The following is a 12,145-nucleotide window of genomic DNA, read 5'->3' as shown; positions in this document are numbered from 1 at the left end:
GGGGGAGGCGCGGTGGTTGAGCAGAAGGGAAAGCGAGGAAGCGTTTCCGTCCGGCGCCCCGCCCGCTAGCGGGGCTGATGAAGGGCGGGGCACCGGACAGGCTTCTGGTGGGCGGGCCGCTGTGCGGCGGGCCCACGGGGACCGGCCGACCCGCCGAGGGCGGGGGGGCCGGACCCGGCCGGAGCCCCGCCGGCCGCGCGGGGCGGGGGCGGGGTCCGGCGGATCGGACTACTTGAGGCCGAGGGTGGCGCAGGCGGAGGCGTACTGGCCGGCGCAGATCTGGGCGACGGTGTAGACGCCGTCCTCGACGACCGTGTCCTTGATGTTGTCCTTGGTCAGCGAGACGACCGGGACGAGGTAGGTCGGGACACCCTTGGTGGTGGGGCTGTCCACGGTCGAGGTGGCGACCGACGCGGCGATCTTCTCGCCCTTGGCCAGCGAGACGGCCATGGTGGCGGCGGCCTCACCCTCCGGGGCGTACGGCTTGTAGACGCTCATGAACTGCTCACCGGCGACGATGCGCTGAACACCCGCGAGCTCGGCGTCCTGACCGGTGACCGGCGGGAGGGTCTTCAGACCGGAGGCCTTGAGGGCGGTGATGATACCGCCGGCCATGCCGTCGTTGGCGGAGTAGACGCCGACGATCTTGTCCTTGCCGAGAGCCGTGATCGCCGCCTCCATGTTGGCGTTGGCGTTCTCCGGCTTCCACTCCTTGGTGTCGTACTCCTTGCCGACGGTCACCTTGCCGTCCAGGACGGACTTGGCGCCCTTCTTGAAGAGTGCGGCGTTCGGGTCGGTGATCGCGCCGTTCATCATCACGATCTTGCCCTTGGAGGCGTTGTCACCCAGCGCCTCGAGGAGAGCCTTGCCCTGGACCCGGCCGACCTCTTCGTTGTCGAAGGAGGTGTAGGCGTCGATGGGGCCTTCGGCGAGGCGGTCGAAGGCGACGACGGGGATGCCCGCGTCCTTGGCCTTCTGCACGCTGTTGGCGATCGACTTGGAGTCCACCGCGTCGATGATGAGGGCGTCGACCTTGTTGGTGATCATGGTCTCGACCTGCTGCGCCTGCAGCGTGGCGTCCTGCTTGGCGTTGCTGTAGACGACCTCCGCCTTGCCGCCCGTGAGCTCGCCGATCTTCTTCTCGATGATCGGCTTGTCGAACTGCTCGTACCGAGCGGTGGCGTTCTCCGGAAGGAGCAGACCTATCTTGAGGTCGTCGCCCTTCTTGGCCGAGGACGACGAAGAGCTGTCGGCCTTGTCGCCGGACTCCTTGGCGCTCCCACAAGCGGCAAGCGAGACCGCCATGGCGGTGGCGGCGACAGCAACAGCGGCACGGCGCATACGCGTGTTCATAACTCGAACCTCCCTGACGAGGCCGCGACGTTGCGGCCGAGGTGGACGGAAGTCAACTCGGCCGCAGAGGCGACGTCAAGGAGTAAATACTTAACGAGATGACAACGGTGCCATTCGTTATCTAAGTGAAGGCAGGGCTGGCGGCGGAGAGCGTGTTCTCCAACAGGGTGGAATCGCCCATTTCACTCAGCACCAGAGCGAGCGCGCCGAGCACCTCGGCGCGCCCTCCGAGCGCTCCCGGGAGCACCGAGAGCTGTCGCGCGGCGCTCGGGATGGAGTAGCGCGCGACGGAGTCGCGGATGGGCCCGAGGACCAACTCCCCTGCCTCCGCCAGCGATCCGCCGAGTACGACCCGGCTGGGGTTGAGGAGGTTGCACAGGTTCGCCACGCCGCTGCCGATGTGCCGGCCGACGTCGGCGATCACCCGGCGGCACCCGGGGTCGCCCTCGCGGGCCAGCTGGACGACCCGGTCCATGGTCAGGTCCGGCCCGTGGCTGGGCCTCAGGAGCGGCAGGACGTACCGGGCGGCGGTGAAGGTCTCCAGGCACCCGCGGTTCCCGCAGCGGCAGACAGGGCCCGCTTCGTCGAGGGTGATGTGGCCGATCTCCCCGGCGGTCCCCCCGGGACCCCGGTAGATCGCTCCGTTGATCACCAGGCCCGCCCCCACCCCGCTGGCGACCTTGATGTACGCGAGGTCCCGGACCCCGCGTCCGCTCCCCCAGACCAGCTCCCCCAGGGCCCCGAGGTTGGCGTCGTTGTCGACGTAGACGGGCACTCCGAGGCGGGCGGCGAGTTCCGCGCTGGGGTTGATGCCCGTCCATCCCGGCAGGATCGACGTGGAGCCGAGCGTGCCCGACTCCACGTCGATCGGGCCGGGCACCCCGAGCCCCACGCCTATGACCTTGTCCTGGCCGATCCCGGTGGTCCGGATCAGGCGGTTGACCAGCGCTTCCGCCCGCCCGAACCCGTCCGCGGAGGAGGCGTCCACGTCCAGCGGCTCGGACTCCTCGGCGAGGACCTGGTGGGCCAGGTTGCCGATCGCCACGCGTAGATGCGTATGGCCGAAGTCCACCCCGATGACGACGCCCGCGTCGCCGCTGAGCGAGACGCTCCGGGCCCTGCGGCCCCCCGCCGAGGTGGGGGTCACCTCGACGGTGCCGCCGTCCTTCAGCTCGCGCACGATGTTGGAGACGGTGGCCGCGGAGAGGCCGGTACTCCTGGCGATTTCCGCCTGGGTGAGCGACCCCGCCATGCGCACGGCGCGTACGACCCGCTCAAGATTGGCCCGATGCAGAGATGTCTGCGACCCCGGAGTCTCCATCGACTCACTCACTCCTGCCGTTTTCTCTAACATGTGAACCAATAGCTGACCGTTCCTGGGTATGCCCCGTCAAGACCTTGAACGCTCGGAGCCCCGTATGAGCGCGGTACCTCCCCACATGAGGTCGGCGGAATTCGACCGAACACGGACGAAACCGCCCAACGGCCGGAGGCAGTCGGGCGGTTCCGTGGTGAAGCCGCGGTGAAGCGGAGGTGTTACTTCAGCGCTCCGGCGGTCAGGCCGGCCACCACCTGACGCTGGAAGACGATGTACGCGGCGAGGACGGGGAGCATGGCGATGACGAGTCCGGCGAAGAGCCCGGAGTAGTCCCCCTTGTATCCCTGGCTGGTGGAGAGCTCCACCAGGCCCTGCGCGAGCACCCGCTTGTCCGGGTCGGTGTTCAGCACCGTGGGCAGCATGTACTGGTTCCACTGCCCGAGGAAGTTGAAGATCCCGACGCTGATCAGCCCCGGCTTCGCCATCGGCAGCATCACCTGGAAGAAGGTCCGGGTGTGCGAGGCCCCGTCGATCAGCGCCGCCTCCGCCACCGAGGTCGGCAGTGTGCGGAAGAACGAGGTCAGGAAGAACACGGTGAACGGCAGCGAGTACGCGATGTACACGAGGATCAGGCCGTGGATCGTGTTCAGCAGCCCCATGTTGTCCATGACGTAGAACAGCGGAACCAGGGCCAGCATGACCGGGAAGCTCATGCCTCCGACGAACAAGAAGTAAATGAACCGGTTGCCGGGGAAGTCGAACCGGGCCAGCACGTACGCGGCCATCGACCCCAGCACCAGCGTGCCGACGAGCGAACCCCCGACCACCAGGACGGTGTTGAGGAAGTACTCGCTCATGTGCGCCTGGTTCCAGGCCCGTCCCCAGGCGTCGAAGCTCAGGGAGTCGGGCAGCGCCCACGGGGAGTTGAAGATGGCCTTGTCCGACTTGAACGCGGACATCACGGCCCAGAACAGCGGCAGGATCACCAGGACCGCCCAGATGACGAGCACACCGTGCGAGAACACGTTGAGGACGTGTCCCTCGCCGCGCTTCGCCTTGGACGTGCCGCCGCCGTCGGTCCCGGCCACCCGCTGTCCGGGTACGCCGCCCTCCTCGCGGAGGGCGGGCGGGGTGTCAGTGGTCTTCATCAGTACTCCAGCCGCTCGCGCCGGCCCAGCTTCATGACGACGGCGGCGAACGCCAGCGTCACGAGGAGCAGGGCGACGCCGATCGTGGTCGCGTAGCCGGCCTGTCCGTCCCGGAACGCCGCTTGGTAGACGTACAGCGGCAGGACGGTGGTCGAGTAGTCAGGTCCGCCGGGGCCGACGCTCATGATGTTCACCACCGCGAAGCCCTCGGCGCCCAGCGCGAGGATGCCCATGTAGACCCACCCGGACTGCACGGTGTCCCAGAGCAGCGGGAGGGTGATCCGGAAGAACGTGGTGAACCTGGTGGCCCCGTCCAGCAGGGCCGCCTCGTAGAAGTCCTTCGGGATGGACGCCATGCCCGCCGAGAAGAGCACCACGAAGAACCCTGTCGTGCACCAGACGAGGACCGCCATGATGCACCAGAGCGCGAGCTTCGGGTCGCCGAGCCAGTTCGGCAGGTCGTGGTCGAATCCGAATGCCTTCAGCGACCCGTTGATCATGCCCTGGGCCGGGTCGAAGGCGAACTGGAAGAGGATCGCCACGATCGCGATGGAGAGAACCTGCGGGAAGAAGTAGGCGATCTTGTAAAAACCCGATCCGCGGACGCCCGAGATGAGCGCGCCCTTACGGCGCCGTCCCCCCACATTGAGCATGAAGGCGAAGAAGAGCGCGAGCCCCAGCGTCACCAGCGGCAGCAGGATCGCCAGCAGCACACTGTGCTCCAGCGATTTCCAGAAGATGTCGTCCTTGAACATCTTGGTGTAGTTGTCGAAGCCGACCATCTCGAAGTCGGGGCTCAGCCCCGTCCAGTCCGTGAACGAGTAGTAGATGGACTGAATGAAGGGCCAGACGACGAAGATGACGTACAACGCCATCGGGGCGATCAAGAACCCGACTATGAACCGGTATTTACCGTGCTGCATCGTTACCGACTCCGACCTTCCTGCCGTGCCGCCGCTGGTGACGCGTGGATCACTGGTGCTTGAAGTGCTTGATGGACCCGTCCTTGGCCGCCGCGTCCGCGTAGCCCTGGATCTTCTTGATCGCCTCGGCGGGGGTCGCACGGCCGGCCATCATCTCGCCGAGACCGGAGACGCCGATCTGCTCCTTCTGGAGCTTCACGTACCAGTCCTGCAGGCGCGGGTTGACGACGTTGGTACCGGCCTTCTCCAGCGCGGCGACACCGGACTTGAGGCCGTCCGACAGCTCGATGCCGTCGGTGCCGCCGTTGTAGGCGGACAGGGACTTGGTGCTGGTGGTGAAGGACTTCGAGGAGGCCTCGCTGAGCATGATGCGCAGCTGCTCCATGCCGCCCTCGGCGTTCTTCGCGTTGGCCGGGACGATGAAGGGCTCACCGCCGGACGCCCAGATGGTGCCGAAGGGCATCTTGTCGGAGGCGTCGAGGCTGGAGGGCGCACCCACGGACAGCTTGAAGTCCTTGGGAATGATGGCGGCTTCCTCGTTCTCCACCCAGGAGCCGTTGGGGATGAAGAGCGCCTTGCCGTTGGCCCACGCGCCCTGCGAACCGCGGTGGTCCAGACCCGGGGTGCCCTCCAGGACGTAGCCCTTCTTGAAGAGCTCGTAGTACGCCTCGAACGCGGCCTTGACGGCGGGGTGTTCCCACGCCTTCGGCTCCAGGTTGTCGATCGCGTCGAGCACCTCGACACCGCCGATCTTGGCGATGAAGGGGTAGAGCGAGAACGGCAGGTAGTAGGGGTACTTGCCGGCGTAGGTCCAGCCGGCGATGCCCTTCTTCTTGGCCTTCGCGCAGAGCGCGAGCATGTCGTCCCAGTTCTCCGGGTACGTCGCGTCGAGCTTGTCCAGGGCGGTCTGCGAGTACCACACGCCGTACACCGTGTAGGCGTAGTACATGATCCAGACCGGGTCGCCGTCGAACTGGCCCATCTCGACGATGCCCGGGCGCAGGGTGTCGCGCACGGTCTTGTTCGGGTCGTCGATGGACGGCGCGTCGAGCAGCGGAGTCAGGTCCGCGAGCTGCTTCTTGCCGACCAGGACGCCCATGTCCATCTGCTGGGCACCGGAGTTGTCGATCAGGTCCGGCGGGGTACCGCCGTTGAAGCGCGGCTGCAGGACCGACTGGATCTTCTGCGTCTTGGAGAACGTGACCTTGGCCTTGGGGTACGTCTTCGCGTAGACGGCCTTGGCGTCCTCGGCGTACTTGGTGCCGAACCCGCCGTCGAAGATGACCAGTTCGAGAGGTGCGCTCTCGTTGACGGCCAGCGGGTTCTCCGCCGACTTGGTGCCCTTCTCGACCTTCTCGTCGGAGCCGCTGTCACCACTGGCGCAGGACGCCAGGAAGCTCATCGTGGGAACGGTGATCACGCCGAGAGCGGCGGACCGCTTGATCAGATCGCGACGGCCGAGGCCCTCATTGTTGTGGGCGGAGGTCGATCCCATGCTCAAGTCCTCACCTTCATCAGGACTCAGGCGGTGTACCGGTCACCCGTCGAGATCTCGCCTCAGGCGAAGGGTCCCGCCACCGCGCGGTCGGTTGCGCTTGGGTCATGCAGAGAGACGTACCAATGTGCCTGACTCGGCCTGGCATGCCGGGAGAACGTACAGCGAAACAGCCCATGGCATGCCTCGTACCGCTCCCCCGTACCCCTGGCGAGTGCGCAACCGTGTGAAACGGCTGTGCAGACGCCGACAGGTATAGTCCACTTGTTGCCGGAGGAGCAAGATCGAATGCAGGTTTGCCCGGGAGTCTTTCCCGAGTTGAGACCTCGCGGATACGTCGGCACCGTGCGCCCGGAGCCCGACGGCAGCATTTCCCGGATTTCGACGATTCGCCCGTCACCTCTCCCGTAACCGCCGCGAAACGCGGGACCACTTGGCCGTCACGCGGGCCTCGCGCGGGCGTCCCGGGGCGCCGCATCCGGCGGAATCCCCTCGCGCCCGGGTCACAATAAATGGCGGCAAACACCGATCCCGGGACGACCGGTCCGCACCCTTGCCCACCGGCCGGGGCGAATTCGATCCGGGCGAATCGGTCGAGTTCGTGCCGTACACCCACACCATCGACGCAAGCGCGTTCAGTTCCCGAATGATTCGAAAGCGAATGATTCGTTGTCGAAGAAATGAGCGAGGGACGGGTCCGGATCGATCCCGGAAAAGCGGAAGGGCCGACACCGTGTCCTCCGGTGCCGGCCGTCCCGGGCCTGGGCCTTCACTGCTCCGGCGCCGTACGGCCCAGCCCTCGGGCGCCTGTGGGTGGTGCGGAAAAAAATAGTGGACCCGGCTCAGCGGACCCGGCTCGGCGGACCCGGCTCAGCGGTCCCGGCGGACCTCGCGGACGAGGCTCTCGGGCAGGGCCAGGTTCCACGCCGTGATCACGGGCTGCCCGTGCTCGGTACCCAGCCGGGAGATCGCCCCGGTGGCCAGTTGGAAGAGGCTCCCGCCCGCGGGAGGGAGGTCCAGGTAGCGGGCGGTGAGCACGCGCAGGAAGTGGGAATGGGCGACGAGCACGACGTCCTCGTCGCTCGCGAGGCCCTCGGCCGTCGCGCGCACGCCGGCGAGCACCTTGTCGGCCCGCTCGCCGATCTCGGCCGGGCTCTCGCCCGGGTGCGCGGTGGGACCGGCCTCGACCCCGTCGGTCCAGAGGTTCCAGAGCGGGCGGGTGCGGTGGATGTCGATGGTGGTGATGCCCTCGTAGCCGCCGTAGTCCCACTCGCGCAGTTCCGGGATGATGCGGGGCGAGGTGAGTCCGGCCAGTTCGGCCGTGCGGCGGGCCCGGACCGAGGGGCTGACCAGGCTGAGCCCGATCTGGCGGTCCGCCAGCAGCGGGACGAGCGCGCGGGCCTGGGTCTCGCCGAACTCGGTGAGCGGCAGATCGGTGTAACTGGTGTGCCGTCCGTTGCGGGACCATTCGGTCTCGCCGTGCCGGATCAGGATCAACTCGCCCATGGTGCGTCCGTTCTTCGTGCGTGTCGCTGCGTTCGTGCAAACCCGCCGGACCACGATCGCATTCCGTGCCGACCGGGCCACCCGCGACGCGCCCGCCCGCACGCCCCCGCCCGCACGCCCCACGCACCGAGCGCACCGGCCCCGGTGACGAGCGAGCCGGAAGGTCTCGCTCGTCACCGGGGCCGGTGGTCGTGCGGGGGTCGTATACGAATCAGCCGCGGACCACGCGCAGTCCGTCCTCGCCCACGACCTCCACGGCGTACGGGCCGGCTGTGTCGGAGGTCACGTGGATCGTGTCGCCCTCGCGCACCACCCGGAAGGTGGCCGCGGGCGCCCCGGTGAGGTCGGGAACGGTGACCGTGCGGGTGAAGTCGCCGGTACCGGCGGGGGCGAACACGCGCAGTTCGAGTCCGTCCAGCCAGTCGCCGTCCGGGCGCGAGACGTCCGCGCCGAGCGGCAGGACCGCGCCGGGGCGGACCAGGAGCGGGAGGCTGTCGAAGCCGTGGGTCTCCTGACGCCAGCCCGGCCCGGTGACCGTCTCGCCGGAGAGCAGATGGGTCCAGGTGCCCTCGGGCACGTAGTACTCGACCTGCCCGTCCTCGGTGAAGACCGGGGCCACCAGCACGTCCCCGCCGAGCAGGTACTGCCGGTCCACCGTGCGGGTCGCCGGGTCGTCCGGGAACTCCAGCAGCATCGGGCGCATCACCGGGACGCCGGTGCGGTGGGCCTCCACGGCGGCGCCGTACAGGTACGGCATGAGGCGGTGCTTGAGCTCGGTGAACTGCCGGGCCACGTCCACCGCCTCGTCGCCGAACTCCCACGGCACGCGGTACGACGAGGATCCGTGCAGCCGGCTGTGCGAGGAGAGCAGCCCGAAGGCGAGCCAGCGCTTGAAGACGGCCGGGTCGGGGGTGCCCTCGAAGCCGCCGATGTCGTGGCTCCAGAACCCGAAGCCGGACAGGCTGAGCGAGAGCCCGCCGCGCAGCGACTCCGCCATCGCGCCGAAGGAGGACCAGCAGTCGCCGCCCCAGTGGACCGGGAACTGCTGGCCGCCGGCGGTCGCCGAGCGGGCGAAGAGGACGGCCTCGCCCTGGCCGCGCTCCTCCTCCAGGAGTTCGAAGACGGCCTTGTTGTAGAGGTGCGTGTAGTAGTTGTGCATCCGCTCGGGGTCGGAGCCGTCGTGCCAGACGACGTCCGTGGGGATGCGCTCGCCGAAGTCCGTCTTGAAGCCGTCGACTCCCTGGTCGAGCAGGACCTTCAGCTTGGCCTGGAACCAGGCGGTCGCCTCGGGGTTGGTGAAGTCGACCAGCGCCATGCCGGCCTGCCACTTGTCCCACTGCCAGATGTCGCCGTCGGCGGTGCGGACGAAGTAACCCTTCTCGGCCCCTTCCGCGTACAGGGCGCTCTTCTGCGCGATGTACGGGTTGATCCAGAGGCAGATCCGCAGACCGCGCGCCTTGAGACGGGCGAGCATGCCCACCGGGTCCGGGAACACCTCCGGGTCCCACTCGAAGTCCGACCACTGGTACTCGCGCATCCAGAAGCAGTCGAAGTGGAAGACGGAGAGCGGGATGCCCCGGTCCGCCATGCCCTCCACGAACGAGGTGACGGTCTTCTCGTCGTACGAGGTGGTGAAGGAGGTCGTCAGCCAGAGCCCGAAGGACCAGGCCGGCGGCAGCGCGGGGCGGCCGGTGAGGGCGGTGTAGCGGGCGAGTACGTCCTTGGGCGTCGGGCCGGCGATGACGAAGTACTCCAGCGTCTGGTCCTCGACGCTGAACTGCACCTGCCCCACGGCCTCGGAGCCGACCTCGAAGGAGACCTTGCCGGGGTGGTTGACGAAGACGCCGTAGCCGCGCGAGGAGAGGTAGAACGGGATGTTCTTGTACGCCTGTTCGCTGCTGGTACCGCCGTCCGCCTGCCAGATGTCGACGACCTGGCCGTTCTTCACGTACGGGGTGAAGCGCTCGCCGAGCCCGTGGATGGTCTCGCCGACGCCGAGGGCGAGTTGGGCGGCCATGTGGTGACCGCCGTCCGGCACGGTGGCGAAGGCCGTTCCCTTACGGCCCGCGGCCGTCAGCAGACGGCCCTCGCCGTCCAGGAAGTCCAGGCCGAAGGCGCCCGAGTCGGAGAGCCGCAGGGTGAGCGGGCCGCTGGTGAGCTCGACGGTGCCGTTCTCACGGCGGGTGGTGGCGGTCGCTTCCCCGGTGGCACCGGGCAGGCCGAACTCGGGGCCGGGGTTGCGCTTTCCGGCGAGGTGCGTGACGCGCACGCCGATGACGCCCTCGGCGGGAGAGTGCGCCTCGACCGTGAGGAGGGGGGCGTTGAGCGTGTCGCCCCGGCGCGTGACCTGCTTGACGGCGGCATAGGCCGTGAGCCGGTCGCTGTCCAGGCGCAGATCGCGGACTTCGGTGGCGTACGAGGCGGCCACACCGTCGCGCATCTGCCAGAAGCCGTCGGTGAACTTCATGGGGGGTCCTTAGCCGTTCTGCAGTCGTTCGGAGAATCGGGGTCCGCGGGTCGGTGACTCGCGGGACTGGTACGGGGGTTCGGGGGCCGGTGAACTCGCGGGGATACGCGCTCCGAGGGCCCGGGCCTCCGGGGTGTCAGGGGCTCACACGGTCGGGTTCCCGGAGGTCGGGTTCCAGGAGGGCCGGGGCTGCCCGGTCCAGGACCTGGACGATCCGGTCCCAGGTGGCCGTGTCACGCGGTACGGCGGCCAGTCGGCGGTCCGCGCCGGTGCCCCAGCCGGCGGCCAGGGCCACCGGATCGCCGCCGGTGACCGCGGCCGCGGCGAGCGCCGCGGCGCCCAGCGCGACCAGTTCGGTGGACTCGGGGACGATCACGGGCCGGCCGGAGAGGCGGCGCACGGTCTCGACCCACCGGGTGCCGCGCGCACCGCCGCCGATCAGGCGCAGGGGGGCGTCCGGGGCGTCCAGGGGCAGTTCGTCCAGCGCCCGCAGGATCGCCACGACGGCTCCCTCGTAGGCCGCGCCCAACAGCTGCTGCGGGGTGGTGTCGTGCCGCAGGCCGGTGAGCAGCCCGGCGGCGTGCGGCAGGTCGGGGGTGCGTTCGCCGTCGAGGAACGGCAGCAGGACCGCCTCGCCGCCGGGTTCGGCGTCCTCGCGGTCCAGGCCCAGCAGGGCGGCGACCTTGTCCACGGCGAGGGTGCAGTTCAGGGTGCAGCCGAGCGGCAGGTGGGTGCCGTCCGCGGCGGCGAAGCCGGCGAGCAGCGGGGAGGACGGCCGGGTGCGGGTGGCGGCGAAGACGGTGCCGGAGGTGCCGAGGCTGACGACCGGGTGGTCGAGCAGGCCCTCCGCGCCGAGGCCCAGGCCGACCGCGGCGGCCATGTTGTCGCCGGTCCCGGCGGCCACCGCGATCCCGGCGGGGAGGCCGAGGTCGCGGGCGGCCCGCTCGGTGAGGTGTCCGGCCAGGGCCGCTCCGGTGGGGGCGACGGTGGAGAGCATGTCGGAGCGTACGCCGGTGAGCGCGAGCAGCTCGGGGTCGTAACCGTGCGCGGTGTGGGAGTACCAGAGCGTGCCGGAGGCGTCGCCCGGGTCGGTCACGGCGGCGCCGGAGAGCCGTTCGGTGAGGTAGTCGTGCGGGAGGCGGATGGCCGCCGCGGCGGCGACGGTGTCCGGTTCGTTCTCCCGCAGCCACTGCCATTTGGTGGCGGTCATGGAGGCGACGGGCACCGATCCGGTCCGCTCCAGCCACGCCTCGGGGCCGCCGAGCGCGGAGGTGAGAGCGGTGGCCTGGGGGGCGGAACGGGTGTCGTTCCAGAGCAGCGCGGGGCGCAGCGGCCGGCCGTCGGCGTCCAGGACGACCAGGCCGTGCTGCTGCCCGGCTACGGCGATGCCGGCGATCGCGGAGGGGACGAGGTCCGCCGCGGCCAGGGCCTCGGCGACGGCCGCGCGCAGGGCCTGCCACCACTCCTCGGGGTCGCTCTCACGGGCGCCGTCCCGGCCGGTCACGGTGTGCGGGGCGCGGCCGACCGCCAGCACGCGGCCGGTCGGCACATCGATGACGGCGGCCTTGGTCGACTGGGTGGAACTGTCCACCCCGATGACGGCGGCGGGCCGCTGATCTGCCCCTTCCCGGGCGTCTCCGAACGGCATGGCGTACCTCGTTCCTGCGGGGAGTCTCTTTTGATCGTACACAAAACAAATACAGCTCGATTGCTGTGGATCGACCGTGAATCGGGTCACTGAGGACGATGTCGTCATACATATGACGGGAAAGTTGTCCAGGAGTGACCGTTGTGTCACAGATGAGGTCTGGTGCGACGTCAGGAATTGGAGTATTAGTACTGGCACTGAACAAATTGGTCGGTCGGCAGAGCAGCCGTCCGGGCCCGTCGATCAAGAGGCAGACATGTCGGACCGCTTCACTCCCACTTCCGCTG

Annotated in this window: 8 protein-coding genes; all 8 read right to left on the bottom strand. The window is 69.0% G+C overall.

From position 1 onward, the window contains the following. Positions 1 to 228: 228 nt before the first annotated feature. The 8 genes from ACWD3D_RS10600 to xylB all read right to left on the bottom strand — a co-directional run bounded on the left by ACWD3D_RS10600 (position 229) and on the right by xylB (position 11,858). Positions 229 to 1,353 (bottom strand): sugar ABC transporter substrate-binding protein, encoded by a 1,125-nt coding sequence (locus tag ACWD3D_RS10600; protein WP_451460521.1) that lies wholly within the window; start codon positions 1,351 to 1,353, stop codon positions 229 to 231. A gap of 121 nt (positions 1,354 to 1,474) precedes the next feature. Next, positions 1,475 to 2,674: an ROK family transcriptional regulator gene (locus tag ACWD3D_RS10595; RefSeq protein WP_451460520.1), complete on the bottom strand. Its 1,200-nt coding sequence runs from the start codon at positions 2,672 to 2,674 to the stop codon at positions 1,475 to 1,477. A 215-nt stretch (positions 2,675 to 2,889) separates the two neighbouring features. Further along, positions 2,890 to 3,819, bottom strand: a complete 930-nt coding sequence (locus tag ACWD3D_RS10590) for a carbohydrate ABC transporter permease (protein WP_451460519.1) — start codon at positions 3,817 to 3,819, stop codon at positions 2,890 to 2,892. Then, a complete protein-coding gene (locus tag ACWD3D_RS10585; RefSeq protein ID WP_387373453.1) occupies positions 3,819 to 4,742 on the bottom strand; it encodes a carbohydrate ABC transporter permease in 924 nt (307 codons plus the stop codon). The genes ACWD3D_RS10590 and ACWD3D_RS10585 overlap by 1 nt, the downstream gene beginning before the upstream one ends. Before the next feature lie 49 nt (positions 4,743 to 4,791). After that, on the bottom strand, positions 4,792 to 6,237 hold the full coding sequence (gene ngcE / locus ACWD3D_RS10580) for an N-acetylglucosamine/diacetylchitobiose ABC transporter substrate-binding protein (RefSeq protein ID WP_451460518.1): 1,446 nt from the start codon (positions 6,235 to 6,237) through the stop codon (positions 4,792 to 4,794). A gap of 870 nt (positions 6,238 to 7,107) precedes the next feature. After that, positions 7,108 to 7,743, bottom strand: coding sequence for a histidine phosphatase family protein (locus ACWD3D_RS10575; protein ID WP_451460517.1), 636 nt, complete (start codon positions 7,741 to 7,743; stop codon positions 7,108 to 7,110). A 211-nt stretch (positions 7,744 to 7,954) separates the two neighbouring features. After that, positions 7,955 to 10,210, bottom strand: a complete 2,256-nt coding sequence (gene yicI / locus ACWD3D_RS10570) for an alpha-xylosidase (protein ID WP_451460516.1) — start codon at positions 10,208 to 10,210, stop codon at positions 7,955 to 7,957. Between the two features lie 136 nt (positions 10,211 to 10,346). Then, entirely contained in the window at positions 10,347 to 11,858 is a 1,512-nt protein-coding gene (xylB, locus tag ACWD3D_RS10565) for a xylulokinase (RefSeq protein WP_451460515.1), read from the bottom strand. Between the last annotated feature and the right edge of the window lie 287 nt (positions 11,859 to 12,145).

The sequence above is a fragment of the Streptomyces sp. NPDC002690 genome, from assembly GCF_053592415.1.
The sequence above is the reverse complement of the archived record's forward strand: the minus strand, read 5'-3'. Positions and strand labels throughout refer to the sequence as shown.

Excerpts from the sequence above, each read along its gene's own strand:
- ACWD3D_RS10595 (WP_451460520.1), bottom strand. The coding sequence starts at position 2,674 with ATGGAGACTCCGGGGTCGCAGACATCTCTGCATCGGGCCAATCTTGAG.
- ACWD3D_RS10600 (WP_451460521.1), bottom strand. The coding sequence starts at position 1,353 with ATGAACACGCGTATGCGCCGTGCCGCTGTTGCTGTCGCCGCCACCGCC.
- ACWD3D_RS10585 (WP_387373453.1), bottom strand. The coding sequence starts at position 4,742 with ATGCAGCACGGTAAATACCGGTTCATAGTCGGGTTCTTGATCGCCCCG.
- ACWD3D_RS10575 (WP_451460517.1), bottom strand. The coding sequence starts at position 7,743 with ATGGGCGAGTTGATCCTGATCCGGCACGGCGAGACCGAATGGTCCCGC.
- xylB (WP_451460515.1), bottom strand. The coding sequence starts at position 11,858 with ATGCCGTTCGGAGACGCCCGGGAAGGGGCAGATCAGCGGCCCGCCGCC.
- yicI (WP_451460516.1), bottom strand. The coding sequence starts at position 10,210 with ATGAAGTTCACCGACGGCTTCTGGCAGATGCGCGACGGTGTGGCCGCC.
- ngcE (WP_451460518.1), bottom strand. The coding sequence starts at position 6,237 with ATGGGATCGACCTCCGCCCACAACAATGAGGGCCTCGGCCGTCGCGAT.
- ACWD3D_RS10590 (WP_451460519.1), bottom strand. The coding sequence starts at position 3,819 with ATGAAGACCACTGACACCCCGCCCGCCCTCCGCGAGGAGGGCGGCGTA.